We start from the raw sequence: 22,898 nt of genomic DNA on the forward strand, positions 1-22,898 counted from the left end.
GGCGCATCGTTGACCGGCGTCACGGCGATGGTGAGGGTCGAGCTCGCGCTGGCGCTGCCGTCGCTCACGGTATAGCTCACGACCGGCACCGCGCCGTTGAAGTTCGCGGCCGGCGTGAAGCTGTAGGCGCCGTTGGCGCCGACGGTGATCGTGCCGACGCCGTCGAGGGTCGCGGTCTGCCCCGGCGCATAGGCGGTGCCGCCCACGCTGAAGCCCGTGACCGCGAGCGCGTCGCCGTCGGCATCGCTGTCGTTGCCCAGCAGGTTGCCCGACACCGGCGTGTCCTCGGCGGTGCTGGCGCTGTCGGGGTTGGCCACCGGGGCGTCGTTGACGGCGCTGACGTTCAGCGTCAGCGTCGCCGTGGCGGTGCCGCCGTTGCCGTCGCTCACGGTGTAGCTCACGACCGGCACCGGGCCGTTGTAGTTGGCCGCCGGCGTGAAGCTGTAGCTGCCGTCGGCGTTGATCGTCAGGCTGCCCGCGCCCGAGATCGTCGCGGTCTGGCCCGGCAGGTAGACCGTGGTGTCGCCCGCGATGCGGAAGCCCGTGACCGCGAGGGTGTCGCCGTCCACGTCGCTGTCGTTGGCCAGCACGTTGCCGCTGGCGGGCGTGTCCTCGGTCACGGTGGCGGTGTCGGCATTGGCTACCGGCGCGTCGTTGACCGCGGCGATGTCGAAGCGCAGCGTGTTCGGCGTGGCGTCGAAGGCGCCCGCGCTGTCCTGCACCGAGAAGCGCAGGCTCGCGTAGCCCGTGCCGTTGCCGTTGGCGCCGGGCACGAAGCTCAGGCGGCCGGCGGCGATGTCGGCGGCCGAGACGAGCTGGCCGGCCGTCACGGCCACGCCATCGAGCAGCAGCGTGCCGTCGGCCGGCAGGGTGTCGATGCGCACCGCGGCCAGGGTCTGGCCCGCGTCGCCGTCGGTGAAGGGGAAGTTCGCCGTGCCCAGCACCACCGGCGTGTCCTCGGTGCCGGCGACCGTGGTGTCGGCGCTGGCCGGGGGGGTGTTGGCGCCCACGTTGACCGTCAGCGTCGCGGTGTCGGTGCCGCCGTTGCCGTCGCTCACGGTGTAGCGGATCGTGACCGCGCCGCTGACGTTGGCCGCGGGCGTGAAGTTGAGTGTGCCGTCGGCATTGATGCCGACCGTGCCCTGCGCCGGGTTGTCCAGCGTCGCGCTCGTGACCGTCAGCGCGTCCCCGTCGACATCGCCGTCGTTCGCCAGCACCGGGATGTTCGCCAACGGCGTGTTGATCGGCGTGCTCGCGATGTCGTCGCCGGCCACCGGCGCGTCGTTGACCGGCGTCACGCCGATCGTCAAGGTCGATGTCGCGCTCGCGCTGCCGTCGCTCACGGTGTAGCTGACGACCGGCACCGGACCGTTGTAGTTGGCCGCGGGCGTGAAGACATAGCTGCCGTCGGCGCGGATCAGCAGGCTGCCGATGCCCGCGAGCGTGGCGGTGTCGCCGGCGGCATAGGCGGTGGCGTCGCCCGCGATGCTGAAGCCGGTGACGGCGAGCGTGTTGCCGTCCGGATCGCTGTCGTTGCCCAGCAGGTTGCCGCTGGCCGGCGTGTCCTCGGCCACGGTGGCGGTGTCGGGGCTGGCCACCGGCGCATCGTTGACCGGCGCGACCGCGAGGGTCAGCGTGGCGGTCGCGGTCGCGCTGCCGTCGCTCACGGTGTAGGTCGCGACCGGCACCGGCCCGTTGTAGTCGGCCGCGGGCGTGAAGACATAGCCGCCGTCGGCCGCGATGGTCAGCGGGCCGATGCCCGTGAGCGTGGCGGTCTGGCCGGCCGTGTAGGTGGTGCCGCCGATCGCGAACTGGGTGACCGTGAGCGTGTCGCCATCCGCGTCGGTGTCGTTGCCCAGCACGTTGCCGGTGGCGACCGTGTCCTCGGGCGTGGTGATGGCATCGGGCGCCGCCACGGGCGCGTCGTTGACCGCGGCGATGTCGAAGCGGATCGTGTTCGGCGCGGCGTCGAAGGCGCCGCCCGAATCCTGCACCGAGAAGGTGAAGCTCGCGTAGCCCGTGCCGTTGCCGTTGGCGCCGGGCACGAAGCTCAGGCGGCCCGCGGCGATGTCGGCGGCCGAGACGACCTGCCCCGCCGCCACCGCGACGCCGTTGAGCAGCAGCGTGCCGTCGGCCGGCAAGGTGTCGATGCGCACCGCGGCCAGGGTCTGGCCGGCATCGGCGTCGGTGAAGGCGAAATTGGCCGTGCCCAGCACGACCGGCGTGTCCTCGGTGCCGGCGATCGTCGCGTCGGCGCTGGTCGGCGGCGTGTTGGCGCCGACATTGACCGTCAGCGTGGCCGTGGCCGTGCCACCGTTGCCGTCGCTCACGGTGTAGCTGATGACGACCGGGCCGCTGACGTTGGCCGCAGGGGTGAAGTTCAGGGTGCCGTCGGCGTTGATGCCGACGGTCCCCTGCGCCGGATTGTTCAGCGTCGCGCTGGTCACGGTGAGGCTGTCGCCATCGACATCGCTGTCGTTCGCCAGCACCGGGATGTTCGTGAGCGGCACGTTGATCGGCGTGCTCGCGATGTCGTTGCCGGCCACCGGCGCGTCGTTGACCGCGCCCACGTTGACGGTCACCGTGACCGTCGAGGTGCCGCCCTGCCCGTCGCTCACGGTGTAGCTGAAGCTCGCCGGGCCGTTGTAGTTGGCGTTCGGCGTGAACACCACGTTGCCGCCGACCAGGCTCACTGTGCCGTTGGTGGCGTCCTGCACGCTGACGAGGGTCAGCGGGTTGCCGTCCACGTCGGTGTCGTTGGCGAGCAGCGTGCCGACCGGAATGCTCAGCGGCGTGTCCTCGACGGCCGTCACCGTGTCGGGGTTCGCCACCGGCGCGTCATTCACCGCCGCGATGTCGAAGCTGATCCTGTTCGGCGTCGCATCGAAAGCGCCTGCCGAGTCCTGCACCGAGAACGTGAAGCTCGCGTAGCCCGTGCCGTTGCCGTCGGCACCGGGCACGAAGCTCAGGCGACCAGCCGCGATGTCCGCGGCGGAAATGACCTGGCCGGCACCGACCGCCACGCCATCGAGCAGCAGCGTGCCGTTGGCCGGCAGCGTATCGATGCGCACATTGGCGAGCGTCTGGCCCGCATCGCCGTCGGCGAACGCGAAATTCGCGGTGCCCAGCACCACCGGCGTGTCTTCGGTGCCAGCCGCCGTGGCATCTGCGCTCGTGGGCGGCGTGTTCGCGCCCACGTTCACGGTCAGGGTGGCGTTCGCCGTGCCGCCCTTGCCGTCGCTCACGGTGTAGCCGATGACGACCGCGCCCGTCACGTTGGCCGCCGGCGTGAAGTTCAGCGTGCCGTCGGCGTTGATCGAGACCGTGCCGCGCGCCGGGTCCACCGTGGCGCTGGTGACGGTCAGCGGATCGCCGTCCACGTCGCTGTCGTTGGCCAGCACCGGGATGTTGGCCAGCGGCACGTTGATCGGCGTGCTCGCGACGTCGTTGCCGGCCACCGGCGCGTCGTTCACCGGCGTGACCGTGAGGCTCAGGGTCGCGGTGGCGCTGGCCGTGCCGTCGCTCAGCGTATAGGTGGCCTCGGGCACCGGGCCGTTGTAGTTGGGCGCGGGCGTGAAGAGCCAGCTGCCGTCGGCATTGATCGCCAGCGTGCCCACGCCCGCGATGCTCGCGCTCTCGCCGGCCAGATAGCTGGTGCCGCCGATGCCGAAGCCGGTGACGCTGAGCGCGTCGCCGTCGGGGTCGCTGTCGTTGGCCAGCACGTTGCCGCTGGCGCTGCCGTCCTCGGCCAGCGTGCCGGTGTCGGCATTGCCCACCGGCGCATCGTTGACCGCCGAGACGACGATCGACAGCGTCGAGCTCGAGACCAGGCTGCCATCGCTCACGAGGTAGCTCGCGGTCGGCACCGGGCCGTTGTAGTTGGCCGCCGGCGTGAAGCGCCAGCTGCCGTCGGCATTGATCACCAGCGCGCCGACGCCGGTCAGCGTGGCCGTGTCGCCCGCGGTGTAGGTGGTGCCGTCGATGGTGTATTCGGTCACCACCAGCGGCGTGCCTTCCACGTCGCTGTCGTTGGCCAGCACGTTGCCGGTGGCCACCGTGTCCTCGGGCACGGTCACGCTGTCGGGGTTGGCGATCGGCGCGTCGTTGACGGCCGCGACATTGACGGTCACCGTCACGGTCGAGCTGCCGCCCTGTCCGTCGCTCACGGTGTAGCTGAAGCTCGCCGGGCCGTTGTAGTTGGCGTTGGGCGTGAACACTACGTTGCCGCCGACCAGGCTCACCGTGCCGTTCGTGGCGTCCTGCACGCTGGTGATGGTCAGCGGGTTGCCGTCGACGTCGGTGTCGTTCGCGAGCAGCGTGCCCACGGGAATCGTCAGCGGCGTGTCCTCGGTCGCGGCCACCGTGTCGGGGTTGCCCACCGGCGCGTCGTTGACCGCCGCGATGTCGAAGCGGATGGTGTTCGGCGTCGCGTCGAAGGCGCCGGCCGAATCCTGCACCGAGAACGTGAAGCTCGCATAGCCCGTGCCGTTGCCGTCGGCACCGGGCGCGAAGCTCAGGCGGCCCGCGGCGATGTCGGCGGCCGAGATCAGCTGCCCGGCCGTCACGGCCACGCCGTTGAGCAGCAGCGTGCCATTGGCCGGCAAGGTGTCGATGCGCACGTTGGCCAGGGTCTGGCCCGCGTCGCTGTCGGTGAACGCGAAGTTGGCCGTGGCCAGCACGACCGGCGTGTCCTCGGTGCCGGCGATCGTGGCGTCGGCGCTGGTCGGCGGCGTGTTGGCCCCCACGTTGACCGTGATCGTCGCGGTGTCGGTGCCGCCCTTGCCGTCGCTGACCGTGTAGGTGATGACCACCGGGCCGCTCAGGTTGCTGGCCGGCGTGAAGTTCAGGGTGCCGTCGCCGTTGACGCTGACCGTGCCTTGCGCGGGATTGTTCAGCGTGGCGCCGGTGACCGTGAGGCTGTCGCCGTCCACGTCGCTGTCGTTCGCCAGCACCGGGATGTTGGCCAGCGGCGTGTTGATCGGCGTGCTCGCCACGTCGTTCGCGGCATCGGGCGCGTCGTTGACGGCCGCGACATTGACCGTGACGGTCACGGTCGAGCTGCCGCCGTTGCCGTCGCTCGCCGTGTACGTGAAGCTGGCCGGGCCGTTGTAGTTGGCGTTCGGGGTGAACACCACGTTGCCGCCCACCAGGCTCACCGTGCCGTTGACGGCGCCCTGCACGCTGGTGATGGTCAGCGTGTCGCCGTCGGCATCGGTGTCGTTGCCCAGCAAGGTCGCGGCCGGGATCGTCAGCGGCGTGTCCTCGGTCGCGCTCACGGTGTCGGGGTTGGCCACCGGCGCGTCGTTGTCGGGCGTGACGTCGAAGCGGAAGGTATTGGGCACCGGGTCGGTGTTCTGGCCGCCGTTGGCCGTGCCGCCGTCGTCCACCACCTGGAAGCCGAAGGCGCCGATGCCGCTGCCGTTCACGTTGGCGGCCGGGGTGAAGCGCAGCTGGCCGAGGCTGCCGGCCGGGATCACCTGGCCCTCGGTCACGGCCACGCCGTTGAGCGTGAGCACGCCCTCGGCGGCCGGTGGCAAGGTGGTGATGACCACCGCCTGCAGGCCGTTGGCCGGGCTGTCGGCGGCGTCGGTGAACGGGAAGTCGGCCACCGAGAAGGTGTAGCTGCCGTCCTCGCCGAGGGTGACCGTGCGGTCGACGCCCGAGGGCGCGTCGTTGACCGGCGCGATCGCGATCACCGCCGTGTCGGTGTCGGTGCGCGGACCGCCGGCGCCGGTGTTGCCGAGGTCGCTGGTGGTCATGGTCAGCACCACGTTGCCGTCGGCATTGGCCACCGGCCGGTAGTCGGGCCGCGCCGCGCCGGCCAGGTAGGCGTTGATGCTCGCGATCGAGCCCTCGAGCACCAGCTCGCCGGTGCCGCTGCCGGTCACGGTCACGCCGCCGCCCGAGGCGGCCGTCAGGGTGCCGCTGGGCACGCTCAGGGTGACGCGCACCGGCGCGCCGCCGGCATCCACGTCCGAGACCTGCAGGCCGGTCAGGCCCACGGGCGTGTCCTCGCTGGTGTTCCAGCCCGCGGGCAGCGTGTTGACCGGCGCGTCGTTGACGGCCCCGACCGTCAGCGTCAGCGTGGCGCTCGCGCTGGCCGTGCCGTCGCTGACCGTGTAGCTCGCCACCGGCACGCTGCCGTTGAAGTTGGCGGCCGGCGTGAAGCTGTAGCTGCCGTCGGCCGCGATGGTCAGCGTGCCGACGCCCGCGAGGGTGGCGGTCTGGCCGGCCGCGTAGCTGCTGCCGTCGACGCTGAAGCCGGTGACGACCAGCGTGTCGCCGTCGACGTCGGTGTCGTTGGCCAGAACGTTGCCCGCGAGCGGCGTGTCCTCGGCCGTGCTGCCGGTGTCGGCGGCCGGCACGGGCGCGTCGTTGACCGCGGTGACGACGATGGTCAGCGTCGAGCTGTCGCCGCTCGAGCCGTCGGTCAGGGTGTAGCCGACGACCGGCACCGGGCCGTTGAAGTTGGCGGCCGGCGTGAAGGTATAGCTGCCGTCGGCGGCGATGGTCAGCGTGCCGACGCCCGCGAGGGTGGCGGTGTCGCCCGCGGCGTAGCTGGCAGCGCCGATGGCGAAGCCGGTGACCGTGACCGGGCCGTCGACGCTGCTGGTGCCCACGAGCACCGAGCCGGAGACCGGCGTGTCCTCGGGCGTGGTCACGCTCTCGTCGGCGTCCGAGAAGGCGTCGTCCACCGGGTCGACCACGATGGTCAGCGTCGAACTGTCGTTGCTCGAGCCGTCGGTCAGGGTGTAGGTGACGACCGGCACCGGGCCGTTGTAGTTGGGCGCGGGCGTGAAGGTGTAGCTGCCGTTGGCGGCAATGGTCAGCGTGCCGACACCCGCGAGGGTGGCGGTGTCGCCCGCGGCGTAGCTGGTGCTGCCGATGGTGAAGCCGGTGACCGTGACCGGGCCGTCGACGCTGCTGGTGCCGGTGAGCACCGAGCCCGTGAGCACCGAATCCTCGTTGACGCGCACGTTCTCGTCGGCGTCGGTGAAGGCGTCGTCGACCGGCGTCACCGCGATGGTGAGCGTCGAGCTGGCGGTGGCGCTGCCGTCGCTCACCGTGTAGGTGGCCACGGGCACCGGGCCGTTGTAGTCGGGCGCCGGCGTGAAGGTGTAGGCGCCGTTGGCGGCGATGGTCAGCGTGCCGACGCCGGCGAGGGTGGCGGTCTGGCCGGCCGTGTAGGTGGTGCCGCCGACCACGAACTGCGTCACCGAGAGCGGGTTGCCGTCGACGTCGCTGTCGTTGCCCAGCACGTTGCCGGTGGCAACCGTGTCCTCGGCGATGGTGATGGTGTCGGGATTCGCCACCGGCGCGTCGTTGACCGCCGCGATGTCGAAGCGGATGGTGTTCGGCGTGGTGTCGAAGGCGCCGGCGCTGTCCTGCACCGAGAAGGTGAAGCTCGCATAGCCGGTGCCGTTGCCGTTGGCGCCCGGCACGAAGCTCAGGGCGCCGCTGGCGATGTCGGCAGCCGAGACCAGCTGGCCGGCCGTCACCGCCACGCCGTCGAGCAGCAGCGTGCCGTTGGCCGGCAGGCTGTCGATGCGCACGTTCGCGAGCCGCTGGCCGGCGTCGGCATCGGTGAACGGGAAGTCGGCCGTGGTCAGGGTCAGCGGCGTGTCCTCGGTGCCGTCGACCGTGACGTTCGCGCTCTGCGGCGGCGTGTTGGCGCCGACGTTGATCGTCAGCGTCGCCGTGGCGGTGCCGCCGTTGCCGTCGCTCACCGTGTAGTTCACCAGCACCGCGCCCGTCACGTCGGTGGCGGGCGTGAAGCTCAGCGTGCCGTTCGGGTTGACCGTGACCGTGCCCTGCGCCGGGTTCGCGAGCGTGGCACTGGTGACCGTGAGCGCATCGCCGTCCACGTCGCTGTCGTTGGCCAGCACCGGGATGTTGGCCAGCGGCGTGTTGATCGGCGTGCTCGCCACGTCGTTGCCCGCGGTGGGCGCGTCGTTGACGGCCGCGACATTGACCGTCACGGTCGCGGTCGAGCTGCCGCCGTTGCCGTCGCTCACCGTGTAGCTGAAGCTGGCCGGACCGTTGTAGTTGGCGTTGGGCGTGAACACCACGTTGCCGCCCACCAGGCTCACCGTGCCGTTGACCGCGCCCTGCACGCTCGTGATGGTCAGGGTGTTGCCGTCGACGTCGGTGTCGTTGCCCAGCAGCGTGGCCGCGGGAATGGTCAGCGGCGTGTCCTCGGTGGCCGCGACCGTGTCGTTGCCGGCCACGGGCGCATCGTTGACCGCGGTGACGGTGATGGTCAGCGTCGAGCTGTCGGTGCTGGTGCCGTCGCTCACGGTGTAGCCGACGACCGGCACCGGGCCGTTGTAGTTGGGTGCCGGCGTGAAGGTGTAGCTGCCGTCGGCGCCGATGGTCAGCGTGCCGACGCCGGCGATGGTGGCGGTGTCGCCCGCCGCATAGCTGGTCGCGCCGATCGTGAAGCCCGTGACCGCGACCGGGCCGTCGACACTGCTGGTGCCCGTGAGCACCGAGCCCGACAACGGCGTGTCCTCGTTGGTCGAGACGCTCTCGCTCGCGTCGCTGAAGCCGTCGGCCACCGGCGTGACCTGCAGCGTGAGCGTCGCGGTCGAGGTGGCGGTGCCGTCGGTCACGGCATAGGTGGCGACCGGCACCGGGCCGTTGTAGTTGGCCACCGGCACGAAGGCGTAGCCGCCATCGGCGTCGATCCGCAGCGTGCCGACGCCCGCGATCACCGCGGTCTGGCCGGCGCCGTAGCTCACGCCGCCGATGCTGAACTGGGTCACCCGCAGCGTGTCGCCGTCGACGTCGCTGTCGTTGGCCAGCACGTTGCCGCTGGCGCTGCTGTCCTCGTCGAGGGTGGCGGTGTCGGCATTGGCCACCGGCGCGTCGTTGACCGCGGCGACGTTGACCGTCACGGTGGCGGTCGAGCTGCCGCCGTTGCCGTCGCTCACCGTGTAGCTGAAGCTGGCCGGCCCGTTGTAGTTGGCGTTGGGCGTGAACACCACGTTGCCGCCCACCAGGCTCACCGTGCCGTTGACCGCGCCCTGCACGCTGGTGATGGTCAGCGTGTCGCCGTCGACGTCGGTGTCGTTGCCCAGCAGCGTGGCCGCGGGAATGGTCAGCGGCGTGTCCTCGGTGGCCGAGACGGTGTCGCTGCCGGCCACGGGTGCGTCGTTGACCGCGGTGACGGTGATGGTCAGCGTCGAGCTGTCGCTGCTCGAGCCGTCGGTCATCGTGTAGGTCACCACGGGCACGGGCCCGTTGAAGTTGGCGGCCGGCGTGAAGGTGTAGCTGCCGTCGGCATCGATGAACAGCGAACCGACGCCCGGGATGGCCGCGGTCTGCCCGGGCGTGAAGCTGCCGGCGATGCCCGCGATGCTGAAGCCGGTGACCGTGACCGGCCCGTCGACGCTGGTGGTGCCCGTGAGCACCGAGCCCGACAGCGGCGTGTCCTCGTTGGTCGAGACGTTCTCGCTGGCGTCCGTGAAGGCATCGTCGACCGGCGTGATCTGCAGCATGAGGGTCGAGTTCGCGCTCGCGCTGCCGTCGCTCACCGTGTAGCCGACCACCGGCACCGGGCCGTTGTAGTTGGGCGCCGGCACGAAGCTGTAGCTGCCGTTGGCCGCCACCGTCAGGCTGCCCACGCCCGCCAGCGTGGCGGTCTGGCCCGGCGCGTAGCTGGTGCCGCCGAAGCTGAACTGCGTGACCGTCAGCGTATCGTTGTCGGCATCGAAGTCGTTGCCCAGCAGGTTGCCGGTGGCGGTCGTGTCCTCGTCGAAGGTGGCGGTGTCGGGGTTGGCCACCGGCGCGTCGTTGACCGGCGCGATGTTCACCGTGAGGGTGTTCGGCGCGGCATCGAAGGCGCCGGCCGAGTCCTGCACCGAGAAGCTGAAGCTGGCGTAGGCCGTGCCGTTGCCGTCGGCGCCCGGCACGAAGCTCAGGCGCCCGGCCTCGATGTCGGCGACCGTGATCACCTGGCCCGCGCTCACGGCGCTGCCGTTGAGCAGCAGCGTGCCGTTGGCCGGCAGCGTGTCGATGCGCACGTTGGCCAGGGTCTGGCCGGCGTCGCTGTCGGTGAACGCGAAATTGGCGCGCGTGAGCACCAGCGGCGTGTCCTCGGTGCCCGAGACGGTGGTGTCGGCACTGGCCGGCGGCGTGTTGGCGCCGACGTTGACCGTCAGCGTGGCCGTGGCGGTGCCGCCCTTGCCGTCGCTGATGGTGTAGTTGATCGCCACCGCGCCGCTCACGTTGTTCGCGGGCGTGAAGTTCAGCGTGCCGTCGGGGTTGATGCTCACGCTGCCCAGCGCCGGGTTCACCGTCGCGCTGGTGACCGTGAGCGGGTCGCCGTCCACGTCGGCGTCGTTCGCGAGCACCGGGATGCTGGTCAGCGGCGTGTTGATCGGCGTGCTGGCCACGTCGTTGCCCGCGGTCGGCGCGTCGTTGACCGCGGTGACGTTGAAGCTGAAGGTGTTCGGCGTCGGGTCGGTGTCCTGGCCGCCGCCGACCGTGCCGCCGTCGTCCACCACCTGGAAGCCGAAGCTGCCGATGCCCGTGCCGTTGACGTTGGCCGCGGGCGTGAACCGGAGCTGGCCCAGGCTGCCCACGGGGATGCGCTGCCCGGCCGTGACGGCCACGCCGTCGAGCGTGAGCACGCCTTCGGCGGCCGGCGGCAGCGTGGCGATGACGACTGCCTGCAGCGCATTGGCGGGCGTGTCGCCGGCGTCGGTGATCGGGAAGTCGGCCGCCGAGAAGGTGTAGCTGCCGTCCTCGGCCAGCGTCACGGTGCGGTCGCTGCCCGAGGGCGCGTCGTTGATCGAGCCGATGGCGATGGTGGCCGTGTCGGTGTCGGTGCGCGGACCGCCGGCGCCGGTGCTGCCGAGGTCGCTGGTGGTCATGGTCAGCACCACGTTGCCGCTGGCGTCGGGCACAGGCTGGTAGGTGGGCCGCGAGGCGCCGGCCAGGTAGGCGTTGATGCTCGCGAGCGAGCCCTCGAGCACCAGCGTGCCGGTGCCGCTGCCGGTCACCGTCACGCCGCCGGCCGAGTTGCCCGTGAGCGTGCCCGCGGGCACGGAGAGCGTCACGCGCATCGCGCCGTTGCCGGCATCGACGTCGGAGATCTGCAGGCCCGTGAGCGGCAGCGGCGTGTCCTCGCCGGTGCTCCAGCTGGCGGGCAGCGTGTTGACGGGCGCGTCGTTGACCGCGGTGAGCGCGAGCGAGAGCGAGCCGCTGGCGCTGGCAGTGCCGTCGCTCACGGTGTAGGTGGCGGCGGGCACCGCGCCGTTGTAGTTGGGCGCGGGCGTGAAGGTGTAGCTGCCGTCGGCCGCGATGGTCAGCGTGCCCACGCCGTCGATGCTGGCGAGCTGGCCCGCGGCATAGGTGGTGCCGCCGAAGCTGAACTGCGTGACCGTCAGCGTGTCGCCGTCGAGGTCGGTGTCGTTGGCCAGCACGTTGCCGGTGGCGGGCACGTCCTCGGCCGTGGTGTTGCTGTCGTCGGTGGCGACCGGTGCGTCGTTCACGCCCGTGACGGTGATCGCCAGCGTCGAGGTGTCGCCGCTGGAGCCGTCGGTCATCGTGTAGGTGACCAGCGGCACCGGGCCGTTGTAGTTGGCGGCCGGCGTGAAGGTGTAGCTGCCGTTGGCGTTGATCACCAGCGTGCCGATGCCCGCGAGGGTCGCGGTCTGGCCCGCGGCGAAGCTGCCGGTGACGCCCGCGATGCTGAAGCCCGTGACCGTGACGGGGCCGTCGACGCTGGTGGTGCCCGTGAGCACCGAACCGGTCAGCGTCGTGTCCTCGTTGGTGCTGACGGTTTCGTCGGCGTCGGTGAACGGGTCGTCGACCGGCGTGACCGAGATCGTGAGCGTCGAGGTGTCGCCGCTCGAGCCGTCGGTCATCGTGTAGGTGACGACGGGGACCGGGCCGTTGTAGTTCGCGGCCGGCGTGAAGGTGTACGAACCGTTGGCGTTGATCACCAGCGTGCCGACGCCCGCGATGTTCGCCGTCTGGCCGGGCGTGAAGCTGCCCGCGATGCCGTCGATGCTGAAGCCGGTGACGGTGACCGGGCCGTCGACGCTGGAGGTTCCGGTGAGGACCGAACCGGTCAGCACCGTGTCCTCGTTGGTGCTGACGTTCTCGTCGGCATCGGTGAACGGGTCGTCCACGGGCGTGACCGAGATCGTGAGCGTCGAGGTGTCGCCGCTCGAGCCATCGGTCATCGTGTAGGTGACGACGGGCACCGGGCCGTTGTAGTTGGCGGCCGGGGTGAAGGTGTAGCTGCCGTTGGCGTTGATCACCAGCGTGCCGACGCCGGCGATGTTCGCGGTCTGCCCGGCCGTGAAACTGCCGGCGATGCCCGCGATGCTGAAGCCGGTGACCGTGACCGGGCCGTCGACGCTGGAGGTGCCCGTGAGCACCGAGCCCGTGAGCACGGTGTCCTCGTTGGTGCTGACGGTTTCGTCGGCATCGGTGAACGGATCGTCGACCGGAATGACCGTGATCGTGAGCGTCGAGGTGTCGCCGCTCGACCCGTCGGTCATGCTGTAGCTGACCACCGGCACCGGGCCGTTGTAGTTGGGCGCCGGCGTGAAGGTGTAGCTGCCGTTGGCGTTGATCACCAGCGTGCCGACGCCGGCGATGTTCGCGGTCTGCCCCGCGAGATAGGTCGTCGCGTTGCCCGCGAGCGTGAAGCTCGTGACCGTGACCGGGCCGTCGACGCTGGTGGTGCCGGTCAGCACCGAGCCGGTCAGCGTCGTGTCCTCGTTCACGCTGACGTTCTCGTTGGCGTCGGTGAACGGATCGTCGACCGGATTGACCGTGATCGTGAGCGTCGAGGTGTCGCCGCTCGAGCCGTCGGTCATCGTGTAGGTGACGACGGGCACCGGGCCGTTGTAGTTGGCGGCCGGCGTGAAGGTGTACGAGCCGTTGGCGTTGATCACCAGCGTGCCGACGCCCGCGATGGTCGCGGTCTGCCCGGCCGTGAAGCTGCCGGCGATGCCCGCGACGCTGAAGCCCGTGACGGTGACCGGTCCGTCCACGCTGGTCGTGCCCGTGAGCACCGAACCGGTCAGCGTCGTGTCCTCGTTGGTGCTGACGGTCTCGTTGTCGTCGGTGAAGGGGTCGTCGACCGGCGTCACCGAGATGGTGAGCGTCGAGGTGTCGCCGCTCGAACCGTCGGTCATCGTGTAGGTGACGACGGGGACCGGGCCGTTGTAGTTCGCGGCCGGCGTGAAGGTGTACGAGCCATTGGCGTTGATCACCAGCGTGCCGATGCCCGCGATGTTCGCGGTCTGCCCTGCCGTGAAGCTGCCGGCGATGCCGGCAACGCTGAAGCCGGTGACCGTGACCGGCCCATCGACGCTGGTCGTGCCCGTGAGCACCGAACCGGTCAGCACCGCGTCCTCGTTGGTGCTGACGGTCTCGTTGTCGTCGGTGAACGGGTCGTCGACCGGTGTCACCGAGATGGTGAGCGTCGAGGTGTCGCCGCTCGAGCCGTCGGTCATCGTGTAGGTGACGACGGGGACCGGGCCGTTGTAGTTGGCGGCCGGGGTGAAGGTGTAGCTACCGTTGGCATTGATCACCAGCGTGCCGATACCCGCGACGTTCGCGGTCTGCCCTGCCGTGAAACTGCCCGCGATGCCCGCGACGCTGAAGCCGGTGACCGTGACCGGCCCGTCGACGCTGGAGGTTCCGGTGAGGACCGAACCGGTCAGCACCGTGTCCTCGTTGGTGCTGACGGTTTCGTCGGCATCGGTGAACGGGTCATCGACCGGAGTGACGGTGATCGTGAGCGTCGAGGTATCGCCGCTCGAACCATCGGTCATCGTGTAGGTGACGACGGGCACCGGACCGTTGTAGTTCGCGGCCGGCGTGAAGGTGTACGCGCCATTGGCGTTGATCACCAGCGTGCCGACGCCGGCGATGTTCGCGGTCTGGCCCGCGGTGAAGCTGCCGGCGATGCCCGCGATGCTGAAGCCCGTGACCGTGACCGGGCCATCGACGCTGGAGGTTCCGGTCAGCACCGAACCGGTCAGCACCGTGTCCTCGTTGGTGCTGACGGTTTCGTCGGCATCGGTGAACGGATCGTCGACCGGGTTGACCGTGATCGTGAGCGTCGAGGTATCGCCGCTCGAGCCGTCGGTCATCGTGTAGGTGACGACGGGCACCGGCCCGTTGTAGTTGGGCGCCGGCGTGAAGGTGTAGCTGCCGTTGGCGTTGATCGTCAGCGTGCCCACGCCCGCGATGTTGGCGGTCTGGCCCGCGCTGTAGGCGGTGGCGTCGCCGGCGATGCTGAAGCCGGTCACGGTCACCGGGCCGTCGACGCTGGTGGTGCCGGTCAGCACGGAGCCGGTCAGCGTCGTGTCCTCGTTCACGCTGACGTTCTCGTTGGCGTCGGTGAAGGGATCGTCGACCGGCGTCACGTTCAGCGTCAGCGTGGCGGTGGCGCTCGCGCTGCCGTCGCTCACGGTGTAGGTCACCACCGGCACCGGACCGTTGTAGTTGGCGGCCGGCGAGAAGGTGTAGGCGCCGTTGGCCGCGATGGTCAGCGTGCCCACGCCCGCGAGGGTGGCGGTCTGGCCGGCCGTGTAGGTGGTGCCGTTGACCACGAACTGGGTCACGCTCAGCGTGTCGCCGTCCACATCGCTGTCGTTGGTCAGCACGTTGCCGGTGGCGGTCGTGTCCTCGGCGATGGTGTTGCTGTCGGCATTCGCCTGCGGCGCGTCGTTGACCGCGGCGATGTTGAAGGTGATGGTGTTCGGCGTGGTGTCGAAGGCGCCCGCGCTGTCCTGCACCGAGAAGTTGAAGCTCGCGTAGGTCGCGCCGTTGCCGTTGGCGGCCGGCACGAAGCTCAGCGCGCCGCTCGCGATGTCGGCCACGCTGATCACCTGGCCCGCGGTCACCGGCACGCCGTTGAGCCGCAGCGTCCCATTGACCGGCAGCGTGTCGATGCGCACGGCCGCGAGGCTCTGGCCGGCATCGGCGTCGCTGAAGAAGAAGTTCGACTGCGCCAGCGTGACCGTCGTGTCCTCGGTGCCCGCGACCACGGCGTTGGCGCTGTTCGGCGGCGTGTTCGAGCCGACGTTGACGGTGAGCGTCGCGCTGGCGGTGCCGCCGTTGCCGTCGCTCACGGTGTAGTTGATGACCACCGTGCCCGTCACGTTGCTGGCGGGCGTGAAGTTCAGCGTGCCGTTCGGATTGACCGTGACCGTGCCCTGCGCCGGGTTCGCGAGCGTGGCACTGGTGACCGTGAGCGCATCGCCGTCGACGTCGGTGTCGTTCGCGAGCACCGGGATGTTGGCCAGCGGCGTGTTGATCGGCGTGCTCGCCACGTCGTTCGTGGCCACCGGCGCATCGTTGACGGCCGCGACATTGACCGTGACGGTCGCGGTCGAGGTGCCGCCGTTGCCGTCGCTCACCGTGTAGGTGAAGCTCGCGGCGCCGTTGAAGTTGGCAGCGGGCGTGAACACGACATTGCCGCCGACCAGGCTCACCGTGCCGTTGACGGCACCCTGCACGCTGGTGATGGTCAGCGTGTCGCCATCGGCATCGGTGTCGTTGCCCAGCAGCGTGGCCGCGGGAATGGTCAGCGGCGTGTCCTCGGTCGCGGCGAGCGTGTCGTTGCTCGCGACCGGTGTGTCGTTGACCGCCGTGATGTTGAAGCTGAAGGTATTCGGCGTGGGGTCGGTGTTCAGGCCGCCGTTGGCGGTGCTGCCGCTGTCCACCACCTGGAAGGTGAAGCTGCCCAGGCCGTTGCCGTTGATGTTGGCCGCGGGCGTGAAGGTCAGCAGGCCCAGGCTGCCCACCGGGATGCTCTGCCCGGCCGTGACCGCCACGCCATTGAGGCGCAACACGCCCTGCGAAGCCGGCGGCAGCGTGGTGATGATCACCGACTGCAGCGTGTTGGGCGGGCTGTCGTTGGCGTCGGTGATCGGGAAGTCGGCGGCCGAGAAGGTATAGGTACCGTCCTCGTTGAACGTGACCGTGCGGTCGCTGCCCGAGGGGGCATCGGCCACCGAGTTGATCGTGATGGTCGCGGTGTCGATGTCGGTGAGCGCGCCGCCCGAGCCGGTGTAGCCCAGGTCGCTCGTGGTCATGGTCAGCGTCACGCTGCCGCTGGCGTTGGCCACGGGCACGTAGTTGGGCCGAGAAGCGCTTGCGAGGTAGGCGTTGATGGCGGCCTGCGAGCCCTCGAGCACCAGCGTGCCCGACCCGCTGCCGGTGACCGTGACGCCCGAACCGGCCGTTGCGGTCAGCGCGCCGGTGGGCACGCTGAGCGTCACGCGCACATTGCCCGTGCCGGCATCCACGTCGCTGACCTGCAGCCCGGTCAAACCGACCGTGGTGTCTTCATTGGTCGTGAAGTTCGCGGGCAGCGTGTTGACGGGCGCATCGTTGACGGCCGTGACCGTCAAGGTCAGTGTCGAAGTCGCGGTGGCCGTGCCGTCGCTCACGGTGTAGGTCACGACCGGCGGCGAGCCGTTGTAGTTGGCGGCCGGTGTGAAGGTATAGGCGCCGTTGGCCGCGATGGTCAGCGTGCCGACGCCAGCGAGGGTGGCCGTCTGCCCCGCCGTGTAGGTCGTGCCGTTGACCACGAACTGCGTCACGCTCAGCGTGTCTCCATCCACGTCGCTGTCGTTGGTCAGCACATTGCCGGTGGCGGTCGTGTCCTCGGCGACAGTGTTGGTGTCGGGGCTGCCGACGGGCGCGTCGTTGACGGCCGTGATGTTGAAGCTGAAGGTATTCGGCGTCGGGTCGGTGTTCACGCCGCCGTTGGCAGTGCTGCCGTTGTCGACCACCTGGAAGGTGAAGCTGCCCAGGCCGTTGCCGTTGATGTTGGCCGCGGGCGTGAAGGTCAGCAGGCCGAGGCTGCCCACCGGGATGCTCTGACCCGCCGTGACCGCCACGCCGTTGAGGCGCAGCACGCCCTGCGAAGCCGGCGGCAGCGTGGTGATGATCACCGACTGCAGTGTGTTGGGCGGGCTGTCGTTGGCGTCGGTGATCGGGAAGTCGGCGGCGGAGAAGGTGTAGGTGCCGTCCTCGTTGAGCGTGACCGTCCGATCGGCGCCCGAGGGCGCGTCGGCCACCGAATTGATCGTGATGGTGGCGGTGTCGACGTCGGTCAGCGCGCCGCCCGAGCCGGTGTTGCCGAGGTCGCTCGTGGTCATCGTCAACGTCACACTGCCGCTGGCATTGGCCACGGGCACGTAGCTGGGACGCGAAGCGCTGGCCAGGTAGGCATTGATGCTCGCGAGCGAGCCCTCGAGCACCAGCGTGCCGGTGCCGCTGCCGGTGACCGTGACGCCGCTGCCGGTCGTCGCGGTCAGCGCGCCGGTGGGCACGCTGAGGGTGACGCGCACATTGCCCGTGCCGGCATCCACGTCGCTGACCTGCAGCCCGGTCAAACCGACCGTGGTGTCCTCGTTGGTCGTGAAGTTCGCGGGCAGCGTGTTGACCGGCGCATCGTTGACGGCCGTGACCGTCAGGGTCAGCGTCGACGTCGCCGTGGCCGCGCCGTCGCTCACGGTGTAGGTCACGACCGGCGGCGAACCGTTGTAGTTGGCCGCGGGCGTGAAGGTGTAGCTGCCGTTGGCGTTGATCACCAGCGTGCCGACACCGGCGATGTTGGCCGTCTGGCCCGCCGTGTAGGTGCTGCCGTTGACCACGAACTGCGTCACGCTCAGCGTGTCGCCATCCACGTCGCTGTCGTTGGTCAGCACGTTGCCGGTGGCGTTCGTGTCCTCGGCGATGGTGTTGGTGTCGGGGCTGCCCACGGGCGCGTCGTTGACCGCCGTGATGTTGAAGCTGAAGGTATTCGGTGTCGGGTCGGTGTTCTGGCCGCCGTTGGCGGTGCTGCCGTTGTCGACCACCTGGAAGGTGAAGCTGCCCAGGCCGTTGCCGTTGATGTTGGCCGCGGGCGTGAAGGTCAGCAGGCCGAGGCTGCCTACCGGGATGCTCTGCCCGGCAGTGACCGCCACGCCATTGAGGCGCAGCACGCCCTGCGAAGCCGGCGGCAGCGTGGTGATGATCACCGACTGCAAGGTGTTGGGCGGGCTGTCGTTGGCGTCGGTGACCGGGAAGTCGGCGGCGGAGAAGGTGTACGTACCGTCCTCGTTGAACGTGACCGTGCGGTCGGTGCCCGACGGCGCGTCGGCCACCGAATTGATCGTGATGGTGGAGGTGTCGATGTCGGTGAGCGCGCCGCCCGAGCCGGTGTTGCCCAGGTCGCTCGTGGTCATGGTCAGCGTCACGCTGCCATTGGCGTTGGCGGCCGGCACGTAGTTGGGACGCGCGGCGCTGGCCAGGTAGGCGTTGATGCTCGTCAGCGAGCCCTCGAGCACCAGCGTGCCGGTGCCGCTGCCGGTGACCGTGACGCCGCTGCCGGCCGTCGCGGTCAGCGCGCCGCTGGGCACGCTCAGGGTGACGCGCACATTGCCGCTGCCCGCATCCACGTCGCTGACCTGCAGGCCGGTCAGGCCGACGGTGGCGTCCTCGTTGGTGGTGAAGCCCGCCGGCAGCGTGTTGACCGGCGCATCGTTGACCGGCGCGACGTTGATCGTCGAGCTCACGGTGTTGGAGTTGGCGGCCGAGTCGTTGACCGTGTAGCTCACGGTGCGCACCAGCGACGAGGGGTCCTCCGAGGTGTTGGAATACTGCACCGCGCGCAGCGCGGCCTGCCACTGGGCCACGGTGGCCGTGTTGCCGGCCGAGCTCAGCGTGAGCACGCCGGTGGCGGCGTTGTAGCTGGCCGTGATGTTGCCCATGGTGGCGGGCACGTTGGTGAAGGCCAGCACGTCCTGGCCGGCCACGAAGTTGCCGCTGATCGCCACCGTGGCGCTCGCCAGCGTGGTGTTGTCGAGGTCGGCGACGACGATGGCGCCGTTGATCGCGGCGGCCGCGCCGTTCTCGGTGTAGTTGAGCGTCGAGCCGGTGCTGAGCGTGGGCGCGTCGTTGACCGCGATCACGTTGACCGTCGAGGCCACGGTGTTCGAGTTGGCCGCGCTGTCGTTGACGGTGAAGCTCACCGTGCGCGCCGCGGTCGAGGGGTTGTCGCTGCTGTTCGCGTACTGCACCGCGCGCAGCGCCGCCTGCCACTGGGCCAGCGTGGCGGTGTTGCCGGCCGAGCTCAGCGTGAGCACGCCGGTGGCGGCGTTGTAGCTGGCCGCGATGTTGCCCATGGTGGCGGGCACGTTGGTGAAGGCCAGCACGTCCTGGCCCGAGACGAAACCGCCGGTGATCGCCACCGTGGCGCTGGCCAGCGTGGTGTTGTCCACGTCGGCGACGGTGATCGCGCCGTTGACCGCGGTGCCCGCGCCGTTCTCGGTGTAGCTCACGGTCGAGCCGGTGGCGAGCACCGGCGCGTCGTTGACCGGCACCACGGTGATCAGCGTGTGGGCCGTGTTCGAGTTGAACGCGCCGTCGCTCACGGTCACCGTGATGTCGCGCACCGGCGATCCGCTGGGGTTCTGGCTGGTGTTCTCGAAGGTGATCGACTGGATCAGGCTGGCATAGACCGCCTTGGTGGCCGAGCCGCTGAGGTTGATGGTGGTGACGCCGCCCGCCACGCTCACCGTGTAGGTCACGCCGTTGACGGTGCCGGTGGAGCCGTTCGCGAGCGCGGTGCCGCCGATGCGCATCAGGTCGCCGGCCTGGCCGTTGGTCAGCACGATCTGCGCCGACAGCATGTTGGCCGAGTCGCTGTCGACAATGGTGACGGCCGGGTTCGCGATCGACACCGCCGTGCCGTCCTCGGTGAAGGTGCCGCTCCAGTCGCGTCCCGGCGTGGCGTCGGTGTAGGTCAGCACGCGCACGTTGTCGATCGCCACGTCGTCGGCCGCCACCAGCAGCGCGCCGCCCGGCGCGTAGTTGAAGGTCAGCGCGCCGTTGTTGGCCACCGAGCTCGGCAGGTTGATGGTGACGTCGGTGAAGCTGAAGCTGCCCTGCGTGCTGACGGCGATGGTGCTGTTGGGACCGGAGGCGCCGTTGAAGTACTCGACGGTCGCGATGTTCGAGCCCGAGCGGCCGGTGGTGATGGTGGCGTAGACCACGCCGCCCACGCTGATGGTGAACACGCCCGAGACGTTGGAATCGCCGATGCCCAGCAGGCCGTTGTTGTTCCAGCTGAAGCCGAACACCACCTGCGCCGCGCCGTTGATGCCGGGGCCGAACTGCAGGCCGGTGTAGCCCGACTGCGTGAGCGCGCCGTTGGTGACGTCCGAGGTCCACTGCGCGCGGTCGTTGCTGAAGGTGGTCGAGCCGCTCGAGGTCCAGCCCGTGCCGCCGCCGGTGAAGCCGCCGTTGACCGCCACGTCGGTGGTCGGGATGTTGGAGTTCAGGTCGATGATCGGCGGGTTCTTCGCATAGGCGAAGTCCAGCGTCAGGTCGCTCGCGCCGATGGTGGCCAGCGAGACGGCGCGCGCCACGGCGCCGTTGAGCGGCGCGCTGCCGCCCAGCACGTTGTTGGTGTCGGTCACGCGCACCACGTAGGCGCCGGGCAGCACGCCGGTGAAGCGGTAGTTGCCGCCGGCATCGGTGGTGTCGGTGGCCAGCACGCGCTCGCCGGTGTCGGCCACGCCGTTGCCGTTGACGTCGTCCACCAGCTGCACCGTGACGTTGCCGATGCCGCTGTCGCCGCTGCCGAAGGCGCCGTCGCCGTTGTTGTCGTCGAAGACGCGGTCGCCGATCACGCCGGTGGCCGGCACCGCGCCCGCGCCGTCGGCCACCGAGCCGCCGATGGTGGTCGAGCCGTCGGTGGTCACGCTCAGCGTGGAGATCACCGCGCCGGTCAGCGGGTTGATGTTCTGGATCGAGGTGCCGCCCAACGCATAGAGGTTGCCGTTGGACGCGGTCGCGAGCTGGATCGAGCTGGCCGAATAGCTCACGTTGGTGAGCTGCGCGCCGCTCGTGAGGTCGTAGCGCACGAACGAGCGGCCGTTGTTGTCGTTGCTGCCCACGCTGATCAGCGCGTTGTTGGCGGTGTCGATCGCGAGGTCGCCCCAGTCGGTGCCGCCCGAGACCGCGCTGACCAGCACCGAGGTGCCGGTGATGCTGCGGCCGTCCGACGCGAAGTTGAGCCGGTAGATGCGGTCGGCGCTGTTGGCGCCGGTCACGTTCTCCACGCCCAGGTACATGGTGCCGTTGGCGAAGGCCGCGCCGCCGCCGCTCACGCCCTGCGAGCCGGCCACCACCACGCTGCCGGCATCGGTGATGTCGGCGTCGATCAGGATGTGGGTGTTGTTGATGTAGTCATAGGCGAACAGCGCGCGCGAGCTGGTGGAGGCGCCGTCGAAGTAGTAGATGAGCCCGGCCGCCGCGTTGAGCGACAGCGCGTTGGGCGTGCCGCCGACCTGCACGCCGCCGACCGAGTTGGGCACCGAGGTGATGACGGTGGCGCGGCCGGTGGCGACGTCGATGCTCACGATGTCGCGGCCGTAGACGCCGAGCACCGCGCCGGCGCCGTTGTTGGCCACCGCGTCGAGCGTGCCGTCGAACAGGGCCTGCGTGCGCTCGTCCACCGCCAGCGCGGTGTCGACCTGGCCGACGCGGTATTCGAGGTTCCAGTCGCCGCCCAGCCGCGCCGCGCCGGTCACGTCGTCGGAGGCCGCCACGTCGGCTCCGGTGAGGCGGGCCAGGTTGTGGGCGAACTGCTGGCCGACCACCCCCTCGGCGGTCTCGCAGCCGTAGAGCAGGATGTCGCCGTCCGCGCCCAGCGCCGCGCCGATGGCCGCGAGGTCGGCCGCGCGCTCGGACAGCGCCGCGTTGTCGTAGACCGCATTGCCCAGCCGGATCTCGCCCGGGTCGCCGTGCGAGAGGATGTGGATCGCGCCGATGTCGGTGCGCCCGCGCAGCGCCTGCTCGATCTGCGCCAGGCCGTCGCTGTTGCGGTCGAGGAACACCACCTCGGCCGAGGGATCGATGCCCGCTAGCAACGTGGCGGCGTTCTCCACGCCGCCGTCGATGAAGACGATCTGCGCGCCGCCGCGCTCCTGCGGCGCCTGCATGCCCGCCAGCGCATCGGCCAGGCTGGCGCCGTGCCCCGCGTCGCCCCAGGGCGCGCCACCCGCGTGCGCGGGGCCGGTGTCGGCATGCAGCTCGGCGGTGCGGCCGCCGGCCGGTTCGTTGGGCGCGGCCGAGCCCACCGCGGGCGCCTCGCCCGCCGGTGCCTCGTGGCCCGGCGGCACGGCCGCGGGCGGCGGCGCGTGATCGGCCTGCCGCGCCGCGTCGGCGAGCGCCGCCTCGGCCTGCTGGGTGGCGGCCTGCTGCGCCAGCACTTCCGCGCCGGTGGCGACGGCCGCCGCATCGAACATGTAGCGCGCCTCGAGCGCCATGGCCCGCAGGCCGAAGCGCGAATCGGACGGTGCCGGCGGCGCGGGGCGCACGGAACGCTTGCCGGGACGGGGAGTCTTTCTGGCCATGGTTCAGATCGGGCTGGAGGGAGTGGCGCGGCGCGCGCACGCGAGGTGCGGCGCCGGGGCGAGGAAGCTGAATGCCGGGCGGCGGGTGGCCACCGGCGGCGGTTCGGGCCGGCGTCGCGTCGTGTTCCTGCAGCAGGCACGCCGCGGGGACTGCGGCGAAGGCATGCGAATGGCACGAATCGGACTTGTCATTCCAAACACCTACAGAAGGTTTGAAGCGATGCGCGCGGGCGAAGGCCCGCGCCAGCCGGTCGAAGACGCGCATTTAAGAGGGCGTCGCGAGGCTTGGAAAGACAGTTCTTAACAATTTGTTAAATTTGAAAGTGCGCCATCCGGCGATAGACGGGGCGGCATTTCTGCACTAGGCAGTGCAGGTCGCGACTGGACTGTTTTTCTCGTCGACGGGTCAGTTCTTGCGTGGTTGCAGGCTGTTGCGAGAGATAACGGCCGCGGCCCCCTGGTGGCTCGCGTCCGCGCGCAGCGATGGCTGAGGGGAAGCTGACCACGACA

Annotated in this window: 1 protein-coding gene (running past one end of the window); it reads right to left on the reverse strand. The window is 70.3% G+C overall.

What is annotated here, in order from left to right; all coding sequences use genetic code 11:
- On the reverse strand, window positions 1-22,388 hold the 5' portion of the coding sequence (locus INQ48_31270; GenBank protein ID QRF62046.1) for a tandem-95 repeat protein. It extends 26,332 nt beyond the left edge of the window; the window shows 22,388 of its 48,720 coding nt (coding positions 1-22,388); it begins with the start codon at window positions 22,386-22,388; the stop codon falls past the left edge of the window.
- Between the last annotated feature and the right edge of the window lie 510 nt (window positions 22,389-22,898).

It is taken from the genome of Variovorax paradoxus, assembly GCA_016806145.1.
GTDB lineage: Bacteria > Pseudomonadota > Gammaproteobacteria > Burkholderiales > Burkholderiaceae_C > Variovorax.